We start from the raw sequence: 20,915 nt of genomic DNA on the forward strand, positions 1-20,915 counted from the left end.
TCCCCCCTCTGTCTTTCTTATTGTTTCAGCAACTGTTCTGCTGCAAGTACCAGGAACATATAGTGGGACGAACCTCCTCCCAACACATACTCAGTCTGTTGCCAGAGGAACGGGAACGTCAGGAGTTCCGGGAAGTCGGGACGGATAAGCGCTGTACCGGAAATGACTCCACCGGGAATGTACGACCAGTCTGCGCGGTTCAGTCCGTAGCCTACAGTGGCTGATTGTGCGCCAACACCCGAGGCGAAGGAAGCCTGGTTGGAGCCCGGGTGGCATCCGAGAATGAAGTTGAGGGCATTGAATACCGGTGCTTTCGGGAATATTTCCGGATAGGCGGTTGTCAGGAAGTAGTGCTGGAAGCCGAAACGCTGTATATCCCAGCCTGCACCCCAGATATTCGGACGGTAGGGAACGCCATAAGGAGTTTCATGCACTTGCTTGTCCAGTTCTTGTTTGTATCCGGCCAGAGCTTTGCGGAAAGCGGTAGAGAAGGCTTTGGCTTTCTTGTTCTTCATCTGTGCAAACTGTTGTTCTACGCGTGCCGTGTACCAGCCGATTTGGCCTATCTGCTTGATGATGAGCTCCTGGTTGTCCAGGATGAAGTCCATATAGGGTTGTTCGCCCGTGGTGAGGTACAACTCTACGGCTGCCTGCACTTTGGGGAACAAGGCTCTGTTGTTGCCGCTTTCGGTAGAAGCATATACTTTGCGGGCAATGTCGAGACAATGTACACTCAATGTATCATTGAAGCCTTTCAATACGCGTGATACGGCAGCAAGTTGGGCGGCTGTCGACAGTTCTCGTCCGGGGTTGTCCTCTGTAAATATCCAACGGTCGTCTTCATTACCGATTTTTCCGTCCGTCATGGCGGCGGCATCACCCAGAAGTACGTATTGGCGAAGGTCGTTGCAGATGATTCCCCGGTAGAGACGTCCCAGTGCCAGGTAGCCGTTGACTACCGTAAGGGCGCCGTTCTCTACTTGTTGCAGCAGGTCATTCTTACCGTCGGGCTGGTGGATTTCCGTCACACGGTTTATCTGGTCGATGGAAGTCACGTCGAGATTCGGGCGGAAAGCTTCGTAGGCCAGTGCCAGGATATAGGATTCTCCGGCTTGGGATTCGATGCGGAGGTCAAAGTCTCCGGCATCGTGCCAGCCGCCTATGTTCACTCCGGGAACCACTTCACCCGGTTTGAATTTGGACAGGCCCTCTTTCTGGTCGTAGCCGTCGATATGATTGTGTGCCGGTGCCATCCGGGCATCGTCCATGTGGCAGCAGTCGTGCCATACGCGGTATTTCTCGTTGACGCGCATGTGGCACATCTGTACGGGAAGGAAGTATTCCAGTACGGGTTGCCATACGCCACGGGCATATACGTCATTGTCGATGCGGAAGATAGGAGATACGGAGGTATCGTATTTAATCTTGTAGAGTCCCGGTTCCTTCACATCCGTGAAGTCCACCTTCAGATAGTTGTATCTTAGGAACTTGCCCCAATTGGCAGGAGTGACGTTCTTGACCACTTTCTCGCCGTCTGCGTCAATGCGGATGATTTGTGCCGTTTCCTTTCTATTGTCACGTATATCCATTTCGATGACGGCTTCCTTGTCCTGGGCGGGATGATAACCTATCTGTGAAGTCTGGATAACCGGCTGATACATCCAGTCGGCCACTACGTTCGGAGTGATAATCCATTTGACGGCCCCTTTGGTGACACCCGGTTTTATGTTGCTGCGCAGTACGAACCAGCCGTTATTGTGGTTCATACGCCCGTCAAACAGTTGTAGGTCACCACTCAATGATTCGATGGTTACTTTGTTGTAAGGGTCGTCGGGGCGGGAGGTAAACTTACGGCCTTTGGCATAAGGTTCGCTGATGATGTCGTCGGCCACAATCGGGCTGTAACCTTTTCCTATCAGTTTGTCCATGTCTGCCAGCGATTGCTTGCCGTCATGATAGTTTCCCGTATGCAGATAGTTGGGTTGGGTTGTCATCAGGGGGGAGTTGGGTTGTTGCGGGAAGATGCCGCTCTGACCGTCCATAATCCAGGGCTTGCCGAAGAGGGAACCCGGGAAGAATTCAAGGTTGAAGCCCACTTTTCCGATGAATTCCTGGGGAATGGGGCGGTCCAGGTCTACGGTCACCTCTATGTGTTTACCTTTGCTTTCCACTTGTACCGTATATATAAGGTGGAGATCCGGGTAAATCATCGGGTTGAATCCGGTGAGGTGGCGTGAGGAGTCGGGATAGCAGAGCGTAGCGGTGATGCTGTTGTCGCTGAGCTTCCGGTCGAGTTGTTTCGGTACGGGCTGCCATTGTCCGGGGGTGGCTTCCAGTCGGATGTCTCCATTCGTTGCTACGCGGTGTCCATTCATGATGATACATACTCCTCCTTGGTGTCCCTCGGGATAGATGTCATCAAAAGCCATGACGTCTACTCCCTGGTTCTTGAAATAACCGGAAGATGTCAGCTTGAAATCTTGTGCATGCAGTGCACCGCTACTGCAGAGCAGTGCCAGGGCGGATGCGAATAGAAAATGTCTCTTTCTCATAGTATCTATTTTTGAGTTACAGAATTCTCCACTAATATACGGACTAAAAAGGAAACGGATGGTTTTTGTTTGTAGCCAATAACGTTATAAAATGTATCTTTTTCCGGTGTTTGCCTATGTTTCTGGGGCAGATATTGTAGCACTTGACGAACACTGGTGTTTGAGCTGACAGACACTGGACTTTGAGCCGACAGACGCCAGTGTTTGACAAAACAAGGATTCAGTACCCAAAAATGACCTTTATCGGAACCAATTGTATCCCTTGAAAAAGGATGGCAATGAGTAATGACAACTTGTTTTTTTGTAAATTTGCAGTGTAACTATGGCCAATTTCTTAAATCGCTACATTATGAGACACCTATTTCCCGTTTTTCTGCTGATTGTAGTAGGGCTGCTGATTGCACCTTTCCTAAAAGCGCAATCACACGCGGATAAGATTTTAAAAGATGAGATAACCTCAGACTTGAAAGAGAATATCCTCTCTTTTTGGGAAAAATACAGTGTAGACCCTTCCGGAGGTTTTTACGGTTCATTGGGACGTGACGGTGCCCCGATAGCGGATGCTCCCAAAGGAGGCGTACTGAATGCCCGCATCCTCTGGACTTTTTCAACCGCTTATCGGATGTATGGCGATGCTGCCTACCGCAAACTGGCTGACAGGGCGCAACGCTATTTTATCGACCACTTCATCGACCCGCAGTATGGAGGCGTATATTGGCTGATAAAAGCAGACGGTACTCCACTGAATACGGACAAGCAGACTTACGGCTGCTCTTATGCCATCTACGGTTTGTCCGAACATTTCAGAGCAACAGGCAACAATGAAAGCCTGCAAAAAGCCATAGAGCTTTACCGGACCGTGGAGAGCAAAATCAAAGATCCCGTAAACGACGGTTATATAGAATCCTTTACCCGCGAATGGGGAACTCCCCAAAAGTTGGGATATGATGGAGATGGTGTTGCCACCAAAACAATGAATACCCATATCCATGTATTGGAGGCATACACAGCGTTATATAAAGTATGGAAAGATGACGGCCTTCGCGAGCGCCTTGCAAAAGTGATAAACTTGATAACAACCAAACTGTATAACTCACAAACACATCACCTGATATTATACTGTGATTCAAACTGGAACAATCTGGATGACATCGACTCTTACGGGCATGACATCGAAACTTCCTGGCTGCTGACGGAAGCTGCAGAAGCTCTGGGTGACCCGGAGGTCATCGGGAAATGCAGGAAAGTGGCTTTGGAACTTGCAGACGCCTCCTTGAAAGAGGGCATCAACCCGATGGGCGCTATGATGTACGAACGGCATAAGGACAAAATCAGGAAGGATGCTTCCTGGTGGTGCCAGGCGGAAACTGTGGTAGGATGCATCAATGCCTGGCAGCTGACCGGTGAACAATCTTATCTGGACAGTGCCGTCCGTACCTGGAACTTCATCAAATCACGGATGATAGACAAGGAGTATGGCGAATGGTTCAGAACTGTGCTGGAAGATGGGACTCCCCGCTACAAGGAACCTAAAGCAAGTATGTGGAATTGTCCTTATCATAACAGCCGTATGGGGTTTGAGATTGATACAAGACTGAAATGACAACCTTTTATATATTTGATATAATGAAGAATTTACGAATTTTCCAGTTGGGAATGGCTGCATTGCTGTGTGGCATATTGTCTCTGCCGCTTTCTGCCCAGACGGAAGTGATGGCATGGAGCAATATCACGGGTGTCCGTGTAGACGGTGAATTGATAGACTTTGAGTCGTCCCTGCGTGTCGGAACCTTGAAAGGGGATATGGAGATTACCGGAAAGGAGAAGCAGGTCCGTCCCGTTTTCCATCGTGAGGGGGATATGCAGGAAGTGACGACTACTCTGCGAGGTGTAAAGTTCCATCAGAAAGTGACTGATAAGGGAAAAGGCTTGGTGGAGATTTCTATTGATGCGCTGTCGGACACTACTTTGAACCAGACAGCCTATTACTGTATTGCTTTAAGTCCGGAAAACTACGCTGATGCCAAAGTAAGGACAAGTGGCAGGAAGCTGACCGTTACTTCGGCTAATAGGAAGTTGGAATTCAAGTTCAATAAGTCTGTAAAGGCCACGGTTGAAAAAGAATCCACCGGTACCGTAGTTTATATCTCGCTGATGCCGACTCTGAAAAAGGCTGAGAGAACTGCATTGTCCATGGCACTGCATGCTTCCGGAGTGATAGATCATAGTGACGCGGAAATTATATTGGATATGCAGAATCCGGGCAGTCTGTTTACAGGCTTTGGAGGGAATTTCCGCCTGCAGAATCCTGCTGCCGACCCTAAAGTGATAGATTACTGTCTGGAAAATTTGCGTGTAGCCTATGGACGTGTGGAATTTCCGTGGAGATTGTGGCAACCGGAAGAGGAAGCCGACCCTATTGCCACCGCACAGAATGGGGGACTGAACAAGCGGGTGGAGGAAAGTCTCCTCATGGCAAAGCGCTTGAAGGCGATGGGAATGCCGGTAATACTAAGCTGCTGGTTTCCACCTGCGTGGGCCATTGACGGAGGTCCTGCAAGTTATGCTCGTCAAGGCGGTGTCATTGCTTATCGTCTGGATAACCGGAAAAAGGAGAAGATTTATAAATCCATGGCAGATTATCTGTTGTATGCCAAACAGTATTATGGTATTGAGTTCTCCATGTTCTCGTTCAATGAATCGGATTTGGGTATTGATGTCCTCCACACTCCGCAGGAACATGCAGATTTCATTAAGGAGTTCGGTGCTTATCTGGCAGGGTTGAATCTTCCTACCCGCATGCTGCTTGGCGACAATTCGGATGCCACGACTTTCGATTTCATCCTTCCTGCTTTGAACAATCTTGAGACTCATAAGTATATTGGTGCAGTTTCTTTCCATTCATGGCGTGGTTGTGATGATGTTACGTTAAAGAAGTGGGCGGATGCTGCCAAAGCGATCAATGTACCACTCTTGGTTGGTGAGGGTAGTACGGATGCCGCTGCTCATGGTTATGCCGAGATATTCAATGAGTCGACGTTTGCACTTTATGAAATCAATCTGTATACGCGTATTTGTGCCATTTGCCAGCCATTGTCCATCTTGCAGTGGCAGCTTACTTCAGACTATTCGTTGTTGTGGGGAGACGGCATTTATGGTTCCAAAGGTCCTTTGCGTCCTACGCAACGTTTCTGGAATATCAAGCAACTGGCCTCCACTCCGGCCGATGCCTTGGCCATTCCGGTCAGTAGCAGCAAGAAAAACGTAAACTGTGCGGCTTTCGGAAATATGGTGCGTGGGGAATATGCCGTCCATATGGTCAATAATGGGGCGGATTGCGAGGCTGTCATCTCCGGTATCCCTGCAGAAGTGAAGGAACTGAAAGTCTATGTGACCAATACAAAAGACTGCATGAAGGAAACTGCAGTGAAAGTGGAGAATGGGCAGGTACGGGTACACTTGCCGGCCATCAGTTTCATTACCTTATTGTCTGATAAATAGTTTTGAAATAGAATAATATAAATGATTACTAAAGAATAGTGATATGAATATAACTACATGTCTGTTTACAGTTCTGGGAGGGATGGCCACTTTAGGGCATCCTTCAGAAACTATACGTTTGAATCAGTTAGGGTACTATCCCCAGCAGGAAAAAGTAGCTGTGGTGAATACCGGTGAGGTCCGTGAATTTACCATAGTAGATGCAGCCACGGGTAATCGGGTATTTTCCGGTAAGCCCGGATATATTGCTTCATCTGCTTGGTCGGATAAGAGCAGGACGATATTGGATTTCAGTGACATCACGGCACCGGGAAACTATTTTCTGATGGTTAACGGAGATTCAGTGGCATTCGAAATAAAAGAAAGAGTACTGTCCCCTTTGGCCGATGCAGCTTTGAAATCTTTCTATTACCAACGTACGGGCATGCCCATCGAAGCGACTTATGCGGGTCGGTGGAGCCGTCCGGCAGGCCATCCCGATGACAAGGTACTGATACATCCCAATGCTGCCGGGCCGGAACGTAAGGCGGGAACGGTGATTTCTTCTCCGGGAGGATGGTATGATGCCGGAGACTATAACAAGTATATTGTGAACTCCGCCTATTCCATTGGACTGATGCAGGCGATTTATGCCCGCTTTCCTGATTATTTTATCCGTCAACAGGTGAACATCCCGGAAAGCGGAAACCACACGCCCGATTTGCTGGACGAGATGTACTATAACCTGAGATGGATGCTGACTATGCAAGACCCTGCCGACGGAGGAGTCTACCACAAGCTGACTACCCCTTCGTTCGAGGGATTCATCAAGCCTACGGAGTGTAAGCAGCCTCGTTATGTGGTTCAGAAATCAGTAACGGCGGCATTGGACTATGCTGCGGCTTTGGCGCAGGCTTCTGCCTTGTTTACTCCTTACGAAGAGGATTATCCGGGCTTTTCGACAGTGGCTTTACAGGCTGCCGAACGTGCTTACGCCTGGGCAGAAGCGTATCCGCAAGCGCTCTATCATCAGGACCTCCTCAACAAGCAATATCAACCTGCCGTGGTTACGGGAGCTTACGGTGATCGTAGTGCCGATGACGAATTCTTCTGGGCGGCTTCCGAGCTCTATCTTGCTACGGGAAAGCCCGTTTACCGGGAACAAGTGAAGAAGCATCTGCCGACTGCATATAAGACTCCTTCTTGGGGCAATACCACTGCGTTGGGCGTGTTTGCCTGGCTGCAACCGGGCAGGGAATATCAGGGTGAAGACGTGGAATTGGCAAATGCCATGAAAGACCTGTTACTGGACTATGCTGTCGAGGCTGTGCGGGGTGCTGACCGCTCTCCTTTCCATGCTCCTTACGGCAACGATGCCAAAGATTTCTTCTGGGGATGCCTTGCCGAAGGGTGTGCTAACCAAGCCACTTCACTGGTTTGCGCCTATTTGCTTACGGGCGAGAAGTCGTACCTGACGAACGCCTACCGCAATATGGACTACATTTTAGGAAAGAATGCTACGGGATATTGTTATGTTACCGGTTTCGGGATGAAGAGTCCTCTGTATCCGCACCATCGTCTTTCTACATCGGATGATATAGAGGCACCTCTTCCCGGTTTCCTGGTTGGCGGTCCCAATCCTGGGCAGCAGGATGGCATTGCTTATGCTTCCAACCTGCCGGATGAGTCTTATGCAGATGTGGAGGGTTCGTATGCTTCCAATGAGATAGCCATTAATTGGAGTGCCGCTTTGGTGGCGTTGGTGTCTTCGTTGGATGCTTTGATGTCAAAATAATGTTGCTATTCAGCCTGCTGCCTTATAAATTCGGATGGGCTGATGTTGAACTCTTCTTTAAAATGTTTGGAGAATACCTTGGGGGAGTTATACCCCAAGGTATATGCAATTTCCGAAACTTGCATCTGGCTTTCTGTCAAGAGTTGTTGTGCACGTTTCATACGGATGGTCCTGATGAATTCGATGGGTTTCTTTCCCGTTATCTTAATCATTTTCTTGTAGAAATAGCTGCGTGATATATTCAGGCTGCTGGCCAGCTCCTCGACGGAAAACTCGGTTTCGCTGATATTGTCCTCTACAATCTGGATGGCTTTTTCCACCAGCTGCCGGTCAAGGGGAGTGATGGTGATACGGCTTGGCTCGATTTTAATGTCCTGATTGAATATTTCCTGACGTTTGACGTTCATCTCGATAATCTTGTTGATGCGCAGCTTGAGGACTTCCATATTGAAAGGCTTGGTGATATAGTCGTCTGCACCAACGCTAAGCCCTTCCAATTGGTGTTCTTCACTTGCCTTAGCTGTCAGGAGGATAATGGGGATATGGGAGTAGCGTATGTCATTCTTGATGGTTGAACATAGTTCCAGACCATCCATCTCGGGCATCATGATGTCACTGACCACTAAATCAATATCTTCCTTTTCCAGTACATTTAGTGCATGTTTTCCGTTTGTGGCTTTTAATACATGATACTGCCTGGCAAGACTTTCAGAGAGAAATTTCAAGAAGTCGTAGTTGTCATCTACGAGTAGTATGGTGAATGGATGGGATTCTTCCTTTATTTCCGGTTCTTCGACCGGTTCTCCGTTTTTGGTTTCATTACTGTTCTGGTGCAGGGGTAGGGTAATCAGGAATACAGAACCACAAGGCTGGTTATCCCTGACACAGACAGTACCCTGATGCATCTTTACGTATTCGGAAACAATGTGCAGTCCAATGCCGCTGCCTCCGTTGCTCGACTGGTTTTTGCTCGACTGATAGAATCTTTGGAATATTTTCTCCTTGGCTTCATCCTCTATGCCGCAACCGGTGTCGGTAAAGGTCAGTTCCAGATTTGTGCCTCTTACGGCAATATCCAGTGAGATGCTTCCTTTATTGGGAGTGAACTTGAATGCATTTGACAGGATATTTGTGCATATCTTGCGTATCTTGCCATAGTCAAAATCCATGAATACAGAATGTTGTGGAGCGGTAAGGCTATAGCTGATGTTCCGTTTCTGTGCTATCGGATCGAAAGAGTGGAATATTTCACTCAGAATGATAAGGATGTTGTCATGTTTGCATTTCAGGGTTTCAGCCTTGGCATCCAGCTTTCTGAAATCCAGCAGTTGGTTAATCAATTCCAGCAGATAGTCGGCATTTTGTTTGACTATATCCAGAATGCCTTTACGATATTCGGGATGGTCTACGAAAAACTCTTCAAGCGGATTGATGATAAGTGACAAGGGAGTCCGCAGTTCGTGGCTTATGTTGGCAAAGAACTGCAGTTTCATATTGTTGATTTTCTGCTGCCTTTCATTTTCCACCTCGATGGCCTGCATGATTTGTTTCTGCTTTTGGCGTAAGCGCAGATTGCGGATAATGGACAGAAGGATACACAAAATGATACCGGTATATATGGTATAGGCCCACCAGGTGCGCCACCAAGGAGGGAGTATCTTTATTTTCAGTTCCTTGACGTTGGGGCTCCATATGCCTTGTGAGTTGCATGCCTTGACGGATAAAGTATAGTTTCCGGCAGTCAGCATGGATAGGTTTACTTTGTTGTTTTCGGCATAAATCCAGTTGGAATGAATCTTATAGGCATATTTTATCTTATCCGTTTCCACCAGGTCGAGAGCGGAGAAGGACAGAGTGAATGAATTTTCCTTTTCAGTGAAGGAAAGGTGTTGTGCACATTCAAGTGAGCTGCCGTTCAGGATGTCCGGATGGGGCATTCCGAATTTGAACTCAATACCGGTAAGGTAAATGTTGGCATCATAACTTGTGGTCAGGATGTCTTGTGGAATGATAGTCTGGTAACCTTGAGGAGTACCTATCAGTATATTGCCGTTCTGCAGTTTGAGGATGGCGTGGACATTGGTATCGTTGCATATCAGTCCGTCGCTTACGGAGTAGTTCACGATGGTGTATGTATCGTTTGTTATTTTGATTCGTGAGATGCCGTTGCCGGTGCCAATCCACATTTGGTTGTTGTTGTCTTCCGTGATGGCTCTGACGAGATTGGCGGCAAGCCCGTTTTTCTGGTCAAGAAAGTAGATGGAGTCGTTCTTCTGGTTCCATATGCTCAGTCCGTGTGGATGTCCTATCCAAAGAAGGTCCCGGCTGTCCTTATAGACAGTGAGCATATTGTTCTCCTTGAAACGGCTGGCTTCGGCGTATATATTATAGGCTTGGGTTTCCGTATCGATAATAATGAGTCCTCCTCTGGTTGCTACGTAAAGGGTGCTGTCTTTGTCATAGTACATATCACGGACAAAGAATTCTCCCGGACGGTACAAGATGGTGTCAAACTGCCCGGTTTCCGGATTTAACCTCTGTATATATCCTTTCATGGTACCTATCCAGATGTATCCGTGTTTGTCCACCTCTACTGTATACACATTGTTTTCGAGAAGCTGGCTGTTGCTTACCGTGTATTGTTTGATTTGCCCTTTCGAGTAGCATAGCAGTCCTTTCTGGAAGGTGCCTATCCATAGGCGGTTTTTGGAGTCGATGGATAAGTCGACTACAATATTGGCGGGAGTTGCTATCTTTTCGTATGAATCGGTCACCAGTGAACGTCGGATTAGTCCCGTACCGTCTGTTCCGTAGTAAATGGATTCCTGGCTTGTGTCTTCGCAGAAGGTTAGGATATCATCATATTCCAGGGATTTGTTGCATAGTATGATTTGAGACATGGGGCTATAATAGGAAATACCGTGTTTGAAATTCCCTATGTATATGGTTCCGTCTTTGTCCCGGTAAATGGTATTCAGATTGTTGCTGGCAATGGTGTGCGGTTTCAATGGATTGTGCACCAAGTTGGTAAGAGATTTGGTCAGGGCGTTGTAAACGAACAACCCCATATGGCTGGTAAGTATCCATACGTTGCCGTCTCCCAGGTCGAGGATGCGTTGCACGCGATTGTACTGTATGTGGGTGTTATTGTTTAGGCTGATGTTCTCCCATTGCTGTGTAAAACTGTTCTTGTGCAAAAGCAGGCTGTTTTGGAAGGTGTATACCCATAGGTTTTCGTTTTGGTCTATGTAAATGTGTGGCTCATGATTCTCCAGCAAAGGTCTATAGATGGCGGGAATGGCTATTTCCTTGACTTCGGAAGTCTGCTTGCTGATACTGTATAGGGTACCGTTGGAGTACATTATATAAATGAACTGGACACCTATATAGAGGCTTGAAATCTTTTCAACTGCCAGTGGATAGGCTTTGATGGAGCTGTTGTCCATGCTTCGTATGTAAAGTTTGGAATAGTCGTAGGCCCAAAATTCATTCTTGGAGGTTTTTCCCATCCTCAGAATGTTTTTACTGGGGATTTGCAGCCCATCGAGTATGGGTTTATAGTCATTGTCGAATTTACCGGTCTTATAATTATAGATACTGTAGCCGCTGGAAGTCCTTATCCATACATTGTCGTCCGGTCCTTCGAAAATTTCGCTGATGGCATCGTCCGGCAGGTTGGAGTTGTTCTGGTAATACTGCTGGAAGGAGTAGCCGTCGTATTTGTTGAGTCCTGATTCTGTCCCCACCCAGAGGAATCCCCTATTGTCTCTGTAGATGCTTCGGATACTGTTGTTGGAGAGTCCTTCTGTTGTAGAGAGCTGCTTGAACATGACAGCCAGCGGGATTTCCGTTGAGTTACCTTGAACAGTAAGGAGAAAGGTCAGGTTGCATATAAGGAATAGGAGCAGTTGTTTCATGTATTTTCTTTATTAGAAGGATTAACAATATTGTAACTGCAAACTTAAATATAATCCTCCGAACGAGCAAGGGAAGATTTGCGTATTCGCGTGGGATGATATCCTCCGTTTGGTGAAAAATAGTATGCATTTTGTTTCCAATGATCCTATATGGGTTCTATGAAACAAAACCGGATATTAAAAGACATTTTTAAGGCATCTGTGTTTCCTTTAAGAAAAATACATTTGCAGGCAAGATCATTTAAATCCTAATAGTATGAAGAAAGAACTTTTAGCAGTGGCGATGCTGTTGTTTGCCGGCGGCAATCTGTTGGCACAGCCACATGTCAATGACGGTACCTCGTATCTGATGAACCAACCTCTGGACATGAGTACCGATTTCCGTGACTTGAGTAATACTTTGTTTTTTGCAGATCACCTGGAGTCATTCGATGCCAAGTCGGGTGAAGGGCTGGTGAACTGGAAACGCGGGCATCTGATGCCCCGTCAAGCCTTCAATACCAACGGTTCACAGCCCCGGAAAATGAGAATGCTCGATTTTCCTTTCACTGCCTATGAAAATGACCCTAACCTCAAATTCAAGATTGACTTTGTAACTCCGCGTACGGTACGTATCCGTATGCTAACGACCCCGGTGGAACCTAAACCTGCCGCTTCCATCATGTTGGCAAAGGAACCGGGCAGGGATGGAAGCTGGAAAGTTACCGAGACGAATGACAAGATTGTCTATTCCAGTGACTATGGAACCATTCAGATTAACAAGAATCCCTGGAGAATCGTCTTGAAGGATAAAGCCGGACGTATCTTGAGCCAGACTGCCGCTTTGAGTGATGCGGACTCTACGCAGGTAAAATATACACCGTTCTGTTTTGTGAAGCGGGGAAGTGACAATGCCCGCCGCATCAATCCGGTATTTACCTTGACTGCGGATGAAATGATTTTTGGTTGCGGAGAGTCTGCCACTGGGCTGAACAAGGCCGGACAGAAGGTGAACTTGTTCGTTACAGACCCACAAGGGCCTGAGACGGACCAGATGTACAAACCGATTCCTTTCTTTATGAGTAACCGGGGATATGGTATGTTTATGCATACATCCGCTCCCGTGACTTGTGATTTTGGTGCTACCTATATTGGGCTGAACAAAATGTTCATGGGTGACGAGAACCTGGATTTGTTCGTTTTCTTCGGCGAGCCGAAAGATATTCTGGACGAGTACACCGATTTGGTAGGAAAGCCGGGCATGCCCCCCTTGTGGTCTTTCGGTACGTGGATGAGCCGTATTACCTATTTCAGTGAAAAGGAAGGTTATGATGTAGCGGCCAATATCCGTAAGAACAAGTATCCGTGCGATGTTATCCATTTCGATACCGGCTGGTTTGATGTGGACTGGCAGTGTGACTATAAATTCTCCGAGAACCGTTTCCAGAATCCACAGCAGATGTTGAAGGATTTGAGGTCACAAGGTTTCCATGTATGTTTGTGGCAGTTGCCTTATTTCACTCCTAAAAATCGTTATTTCTCTGAACTGATAGAGAAAGACATGTATGTGAAAAATGGAAATGGTGAACTTCCCTACGAAGATGTGGTGCTCGATTTTTCCAATCCGGAAACCGTAAAGTGGTATCAGGACAAGCTGGCGGGATTGCTGAATATCGGTGTCAGTGCCATTAAAGTAGACTTCGGCGAGGCTGCTCCACTGAACGGTATTTACGCTTCCGGCAAGAGCGGATGGTATGAGCATAACCTCTATCCGGTGCGTTATGATATGGCAGTGTCCGAGATAACCAAGAAGTTGCACAACGAGAATATAATGTGGGCACGTGCCGCATGGGCCGGTTCCCAGCGTTATCCATTGCATTGGGGCGGTGATGCTGCAACTACGAACACGGGACTGCTGGGTACGCTTCGTGCAGGCTTGTCCTTCGGCTTGTCCGGTTTCTCCTTTTGGAGCCATGATATGGGTGGCTTTGTAAAATCCACTCCGGAGGACTTGTATTGCCGCTGGATACCGTTCGGTTTTCTTACTTCCCATACCCGCGCGCATGGGGCACCTCCGACAGAGCCGTGGTTGTACGACAGCAAGCGTGTGCAGGATGTCTTCCGCAAGAGTGCAGAGATGAAGTACCGTCTGATGCCTTATGTGTATGCTCAGGCTAAGGAATGTACAGAAAAGGGCTTACCGATGCTAAGAGCCTTGTTTGTAGAATTCCCCGATGATCCGGGAGCATGGAAAGTGGATGACGAGTATCTCTTCGGTTCGCAGATTCTGGTTGCCCCCTTGCTTGAATCCGGTATGACGGGCCGCACAGTTTACCTTCCCGAAGGAAAATGGATAGACTACCAGACAGAGAAAGTCTACGAAGGTGGATGGCACCGAATTGAAGCAGGCAGTCTGCCGATAATCATGCTGGTACGTGACGGTTCGGTACTTCCTCATCTGAAGTTGGCGCAGTCCACTGCTGAGATGGATTGGAGCAAAATGAACCTGAAGGTATACAGTGCTGACAAGAAGCAGGCGGAAGGATTGGTTTGTCTACCTGCCGACAACCGTATTCAGGTTGTGAAAGTGGATTGTGGAAAGGCCAAACCGCAACTGTTGAACCAGGTTGAAGGCACTTCCCTGAGTTTCTGAACTTAATCTTTGAAAATCTATATTGAATTCACCCCTGCCGGTATGGAAGAGAAAGGGATATAGTTACCGAAATCTGTGCCACTATGGTGGCACAGATGTGCCTTCCCAATGGCACGGCAGTGCCTCTATAGTGGCACAAAATTGTGTCGCATATCTTTTTCCCGATGTGCTTATGACCGGGGTATTTGTTAAACCTAAGTATTTAGTATTTATGAGAAATGTGATGAAGTATTTGGGTATCATGTCAGTATCGCTGGCATGTGCCGGACCTCTCTTTGCAACAAGCGTACAGCCGTTTGCAGGTGTCACTGTCGTACAGCAGAGTGTAGTTACTGTGAAGGGCCAAGTGGTGGATGAGAAAGGCGAGCCCATCATCGGTGCCAATGTCATTGTGGAAGGTACGACAAACGGTATGATTACCGATTTGGACGGTAACTTCTCCTTGCAGTGTCCCGTAGGTTCTACGCTGAAGACCAGTTACATCGGTTATCTGGCGCGAACGGTCAAAGTAACCGGGAATATGAATGCTCTGAAAATTATTTTAAAGGAGGATACCGAAACCTTGGATGAGGTAGTTGTTGTGGGCTACGGTACGATGAAGAAATCCGACCTCACCGGTTCTGTGGCTTCCGTGAATGCGGAGGAAATGATGAAGCGGAATCCGGTGAACTTGGGACAAGGTTTGCAGGGAGCTGCGGCAGGTGTATCTGTCATCCGTTCTTCCGGTGACCCGGAAGGAGGTTTCTCCATCCGTATCCGCGGTGTGGCAACCGTGAATGGCTCTGCCGACCCACTCTATGTAGTGGACGGTGTGCAGGTGGGAACTTCCATCGATTTCTTGAATCCTAATGATGTAGAGTCCATCGAAATTCTGAAGGATGCTTCGGCTACGGCAATCTATGGTACTCGCGGTGCCAATGGCGTCATTATGATTACTACCAAGAACGGTGGTAAGGGGAAGGCAAAGGTGAACTTTTCGGCCAACTATGCCCTCCAGTTCAATTCGAATAAGATTGATGTGGCTGATGCGGGCTTGTTTGCAAGTGCTGTACGTTCCGCCGTCAAGAATGACGGTATTGCCATGACCAATCTGGCATATGGCGAGGATTACATAGGCAGACTGAACAGCATTGACTGGCAGGATGAAATGTCACGCACGGCATTACAGCAGAACTATAACCTTTCTGCTTCGGGAGGCAGCGAAAATACCCAAGCCAACTTATCTCTGGGTTATTTGAACAACCAGGGTATCGTGATTGAGTCGAATTTTAAACGCTTGACGGCACGCGCTAATATCACTCACAAAGTGAAAGACTTTCTGCATGTAGGCTTGAACTTGAACTATGCACATTCGGAAAAGATGGGAGGAGGCAACCTGAGAAACTATGCACAAGCCATTCCAACCATGGATTATGTAGAGGACGGTGTTTTCTATTCCATGCCTATTGTGTTGCCCGACGGTACTTGGGGACATTACAAGAAAGAAGGCAATGGAGACGTGAACAAGGGAGCTGACAATCTGGTTGCTGCTGCCAAGACTGCCGACAGTATTAATAAATGGGACCGTATGCTTGCTAGTGCTTTCCTACAACTCGATTTGTACAAAGGGTTGACTTTCAAGACTATTGCCAGTTATAATTATTATACAAAAGGTTATAATGGCTATACAGCCTATAATGATAGAACCTTTGGAACTCAAGACCGTAAGGACTCGTTCTCGCTGAACCAGAGCCAGTCCACTTCACTCGGTCTGGAAGCGTTCTTGAACTATGACTGGTCCAATGAGCATCACCGCGTAAGTGCAATGGCCGGTTTCTCTACCAGCGATACGAACGGTGCCTGGCTGAATTCCAGTGCCAACGATTTCCCGGCAGACAACATCCGCAAAATTTCATTGACCAATGACCCATCGTCTAAGCAAACGGATGGTGGGCTGGATTTGAAGACAAGGTTCCTTTCTTACTTCGGCCGTCTGACTTATACTTTGAACGACCGCTATATTGTGACTGCAACGGTACGCCGCGACGGTTCTTCGAACTTTGGTGCCGGCAATCGTTATGGTACATTCCCTTCCGCTTCTGTAGCTTGGCGTCTTTCCGAGGAAAAGTTCATTAAGGATTTAGAACTGTTCAGTAACTTGAAGTTGCGTGCCGGATGGGGACAGACCGGTAATGCGGGCAATGGTACCAACTTGTCCATAGCACAGTTGTCTTCGGCAAATGCAATGTACTGGTTCTTTAATGGTTCGAGTGTGATTAACGGTGCCGGTATTGCCCAGCAGAAAGAAATTGATACCAACCTGAAATGGGAAACCAATGAGCAGACAAATATCGGTATTGACTTTGCCTTTATGAACAATGAGCTTTCTTTCTCTGCCGATTACTTTATCCGTGACGCAAAGGATCTGCTTCTGTATCGCCAGATTCGTCCTTCCACCGGTTTCTCCAATGTCTATACTAATGCGGGACATATCCGTAACTCAGGTTTCGAGTTTACTGCTGCGTGGAACAAGAGCTTCAGCGATTGGAATATCGGCATAAGACTGAATGGGTCTACCCTGAAGAACGAGGCTATTGAAGTCGGCGATCCGATATTCAGCAAGTCAGGTTCAGCACAAGATGGCGACAACTGGGACAACCACTCCATTACACAGAACGGCTATCCTGTAGGTTCCTACTATGGCTGGAAGGTAGAAGGCATTTTCAGAACCCAGGCCGAAATTGATGAAATGAATAGGCTGGCGGTTGAAAAGGGAGTTGAAAGTGGTGTATATCAGGACAAGACTACCCAGCCCGGCGACTATAAGTTTGTTGATTTGAATGGTGACGGGCAGATTACCGATGCCGACCGTACTGTTATAGGCAATGGATATCCCAAGTTCACTTACGGAATGAACCTTACCGCTTCCTGGAAAAACTTTGATTTCTCGATGAACTTGTACGGTGTAGCCGGTATGGATATCCTTTCTTATTCTTCGGCCCGCTTGACCTCAGTCTATGCACCCGACGGCGGTTATCAGAATGTACTGAAGGAATATATCAATAATGCATGGTCATCTTCGAATACCGGCGCCAAATATCCGCGTATCACCAAGACAGACTATAATAAGAACATGCGTGTGTCCGACGCCTACATCCAGAAGGGGGATTATCTGAAGATTTCAAATATTCAGATAGGATATACATTCCCGAAGAATGTGCTGAAGCCGGTGAAAATGGAAAATGCACGCGTATTTGCCAGTGTCGACAATGTATGTACCATCTCTTCGTACAATAAGTTCGGCGATCCGGAAGTCGGTGACTCCAATGTATTGTATTCGGGATTTGACGGAGGACGTTATCCGTTCCCGATGTCGGTTACTTTCGGTCTGAGTGTACAGTTCTAATACTAACGGATAAAAAATATGATTATGAAAAACTTATATAAACTGTTGATCGGTGTGCTGGCCTTAAGCACCGTAACGTCTTGTGACGATTATTTGGAAGTGGATCATTACGATATTCTTCCGGCAGATTTCATGTTTAAAACGGAGGAGAATGTCCTTTCCGGATTGAACGGACTTTATGATACCTTTTATACGGACCAGCACGGTTCCGGTGATGACGAGACATGGGGATTCAAGCCTCAGGTATTTGCTGCCAACCATTCTACGATGGACTGTCAGGCTTCCGGTTGGGATGCGGAATGGCAGCGTCATGCCTGGAAACCCGATAAGGGTTCCCTGGAGACTGCATGGCGGATGAGTTATCGTGCAGTGGACCGTGCAAACCGTTTCCTGGCTGGCCTGGAGACAGCGGATGCCTCTATATTTGCGGACAGCAATTCCAAGACCGTTTATGAAGCGCAAGCACGTGCCATCCGCGGTTATAACTACCTTTACCTGACGAAACTTTTCGGAAGGGTACCGATGTTGCTTACCGGTGAAACCTATACTACTTCGGTAGGAAAGGCACGCCCGGAATCCGTGGATGAGACTTATGCGGCTATCGAGGAAGATTTGTCTTTTGGACGCGACCATCTGGATTGGTTACCCATGAATGGTGAATACGGACGTATAACCAAGGGGTTCTGCAAAGCTTATTTGGCCGAGCTGTATATGTTGAAGAAAGACTTTACGAAAGCCAAGACGGAACTGAAGGATATAGTGGACAGTGGAACCTATTCATTGGAGCCCTGCTTCGGTAACCTTCATGCCTGGGATACACATTGGACCAAAGAGTCCGTATTTGAGGTGATGTATCATGAACAAGGATATATGGGTTGGGGAGCCGATTCGTCTTCAGATGCCATGATGTGGTACGGATATATGTGCGCGGCACCCGAATGGGGAGGCTGGGGTTCTCTCTGTCTTTCTTGGGAGTTTGTACGTTCCTTTGAACCGGGTGACAAACGCCGCCAGTACTCTGCTGTTGCCAAAGGGGATACGCATCCCATTACCGGGCAGACTGTAGGGGTGACAAGTGGTTTTGACGGTCTTTTCCAAGGCTCCGAAAATATGCCTACTGTTTATTCCTTGAAATACTGGAGATGCAAGCCAGGTGAGAACAACAAAGTATTCAATCCTATTTCATTGACTCTGAAGCGTTATGCAGGCATCATGCTCGACTATGCAGAATGTTGTTTCGAGACAGGTGACAACGCTACCGGATGGAACATGATACGTCAGATACGTAACCGTGCTTGGGGTAATTTGGAGATGGGAGCGACGATGATTGACCTACCCGCCGACATGTTGAATACCCAGACGGTGGAAGTGCCGGATGCAGAGACCTATTATACAAGCTATAAAGCAGCCAAAGGCTATACTTCTCCGGTATGGAAGGTGGCGCTGATTATAGAGCGTCGCCATGAATTCAATGCCGAGTTCTCGCTTTACCATGATTTGTGCCGTATGGGTATGTGCAAAGAATGGTTTGCCGCCGAATATCCGAAGACAGCAGCCAACTCTTCACAAGAGGCTTGTCTGCAGACTGGTGACTCATTCCGTTTCTTTGAGCACGAGGCTTATCAGGAAATCTTCCCGATTCCGACGAATGAGATTCTGACCAACCCGCTCATCAATCAGGCTGACCAGAATCCGGGATATTGATAAATTATAAATAAACACTTAATAATAAAATATTTGTGAGTGAAATGTCAGGCACCAGTAGTTGTTGTGATAGACGTCAGCGTCTGTCGTGATGAAAGCCGGTGTCTGACATGACAAACACCAGTACTTGAGACGACGAACACCAGTCTCTGATAAACGGGGAATTATACAAGGAAAAGTTTGATGGTTTTAGAGAATAATTATGGAAAGGAAGATGTTTTATTGGATAGCACTGCTGGTTGCATATTGTCTGGCAGGTTGCCGGTCGCATTTAGGGGAGACAGATATGCAGACACGCATGCGTACAGAGATTGTCACGAATGTCAGAGACAGCGTGTTGCCGTTTTGGATGGATTATGCAGTGGCTCCCGACGGCGGTTTTTATGGAACTGTATTGCGGAATGGTACTCCGGTAGTGGATGCTTCGAGAGGAGGGGTTCTGAATGCCCGGATTCTGTGGAGTTTTTCTGCCGCATACCGTACGTTTAAGGATGAGGCTTATCTGAAGCTTGCGGATAAATCGCAACGCTACTTCATTGATACATTTATAGACAAGGAACATGGTGGGGTATATTGGCTGGTCAATCCTGACGGTGAGGTGCTGAATGCTTCCAAATATACGTATGCCATGACCTACGCCATCTATGGGCTGGCTGAACACTATCTGGCAACAGGTAACAGCGAGAGTCTGGATATGGCTGTCGGTTTATATCATACCTTGGAGGAGAAAGGCCGTGAATCGCAATATGACGGTTATGTGGAATCTTTTACTGAAGATTGGAAACAACTGGATAATTATGATAACAATGCACCCAAGACTATGAATGCGCATTTGCACGTGCTGGAGGCTTATACCCTTTTATATCAATGCTGGAAAGACGACGGACTGAGGAAACGACTCAAGTTCTGCACCGGGTTGTTTATGGACCGTATTTATGACTCTTCAAGGAGGCATTTTAATTTGTTCTTTGATAATGCATGGAACAGTCTGGTTGAGATGGACTCTTATGGGCATGATGTGGAGGCGGGATGGCTGCTTTGTGAGGCTGCCCGTGTGTTAGAAGACCGGCAACTGATGGATAGGGCGAATCGGCTTGCGCTGGATGTGACGGATGCTTGCTTGGCGGAAGGACTGAGTGACAAAGGGTATATGATGTATGAAAAGAAGGGCGGAAGAACAACCGGGCATGCCTCATGGTGGGGCCAGATTGAAACGATGATAGCTTGTGTCAATGCCTGGCAAATCAGCGGGAATGACGTTTATCTGCAATCGGCCGATACGGTTTGGACTTTCGTAAAGGACTGTATGATAGACCGGGAATACGGTGAATGGTACAGTGATTGTTTTGATGGAGAACCCAAGAAGGATACTCCCAAAGTGAGTATGTGGCGTTGCCCGTATCATACGGTACGCTTGGGAGTGGAAATACATAATCGTTTAAAATAGTAT

The 20,915-nt window shown here is 47.4% G+C and carries 9 protein-coding genes; 7 read left to right on the plus strand and 2 right to left on the minus strand.

Annotated features, from left to right (window positions below):
* Positions 1-17: 17 nt before the first annotated feature.
* Entirely contained in the window at positions 18-2,552 is a 2,535-nt protein-coding gene (locus DWY57_RS17445) for a glycoside hydrolase family 9 protein (RefSeq protein ID WP_119962151.1), read from the minus strand.
* 349 nt (positions 2,553-2,901) lie between these two features.
* On the opposite strand from DWY57_RS17445, the gene DWY57_RS17450 reads away from it, so the two are divergent.
* From DWY57_RS17450 to DWY57_RS17460, 3 genes are read left to right on the plus strand one after another with little or no spacing between them, the layout of a single operon-like run.
* The gene (locus DWY57_RS17450; RefSeq protein ID WP_117601094.1) at positions 2,902-4,155 is read left to right on the plus strand and encodes an AGE family epimerase/isomerase; all 1,254 of its coding nucleotides are present in this window, start codon (positions 2,902-2,904) and stop codon (positions 4,153-4,155) included.
* 23 nt (positions 4,156-4,178) lie between these two features.
* The gene (locus DWY57_RS17455) at positions 4,179-6,053 is read left to right on the plus strand and encodes a hypothetical protein (protein WP_226791264.1); all 1,875 of its coding nucleotides are present in this window, start codon (positions 4,179-4,181) and stop codon (positions 6,051-6,053) included.
* A gap of 43 nt (positions 6,054-6,096) precedes the next feature.
* On the plus strand, positions 6,097-7,827 hold the full coding sequence (locus DWY57_RS17460) for a glycoside hydrolase family 9 protein (protein ID WP_117601054.1): 1,731 nt from the start codon (positions 6,097-6,099) through the stop codon (positions 7,825-7,827).
* Between the two features lie 5 nt (positions 7,828-7,832).
* Here DWY57_RS17460 and DWY57_RS17465 read toward each other — a convergent pair whose 3' ends face one another.
* Positions 7,833-11,744 carry a two-component regulator propeller domain-containing protein gene (locus DWY57_RS17465; protein WP_119962152.1) on the minus strand — a complete coding sequence of 1,304 codons (3,912 nt, stop codon included), beginning with the start codon at positions 11,742-11,744 and terminating at the stop codon, positions 7,833-7,835.
* A gap of 256 nt (positions 11,745-12,000) precedes the next feature.
* On the opposite strand from DWY57_RS17465, the gene DWY57_RS17470 reads away from it, so the two are divergent.
* The 4 genes from DWY57_RS17470 (at position 12,001) to DWY57_RS17485 (ending at position 20,912) form a co-directional block, all read left to right on the plus strand.
* Entirely contained in the window at positions 12,001-14,376 is a 2,376-nt protein-coding gene (locus DWY57_RS17470) for a TIM-barrel domain-containing protein (RefSeq protein ID WP_119962153.1), read from the plus strand.
* Positions 14,377-14,587: 211 nt separating this feature from the next.
* A complete protein-coding gene (locus tag DWY57_RS17475; RefSeq protein ID WP_226791258.1) occupies positions 14,588-17,761 on the plus strand; it encodes a TonB-dependent receptor in 3,174 nt (1,057 codons plus the stop codon).
* A 24-nt stretch (positions 17,762-17,785) separates the two neighbouring features.
* Positions 17,786-19,465 carry a RagB/SusD family nutrient uptake outer membrane protein gene (locus tag DWY57_RS17480; protein ID WP_008662437.1) on the plus strand — a complete coding sequence of 560 codons (1,680 nt, stop codon included), beginning with the start codon at positions 17,786-17,788 and terminating at the stop codon, positions 19,463-19,465.
* A 202-nt stretch (positions 19,466-19,667) separates the two neighbouring features.
* A complete protein-coding gene (locus DWY57_RS17485; RefSeq protein ID WP_119962154.1) occupies positions 19,668-20,912 on the plus strand; it encodes an AGE family epimerase/isomerase in 1,245 nt (414 codons plus the stop codon).
* The last annotated feature ends 3 nt before the right edge of the window (positions 20,913-20,915 follow it).

The sequence above is a fragment of the Bacteroides sp. AF25-5LB genome, assembly GCF_003602965.1.
Classification (GTDB): domain Bacteria; phylum Bacteroidota; class Bacteroidia; order Bacteroidales; family Bacteroidaceae; genus Bacteroides; species Bacteroides uniformis.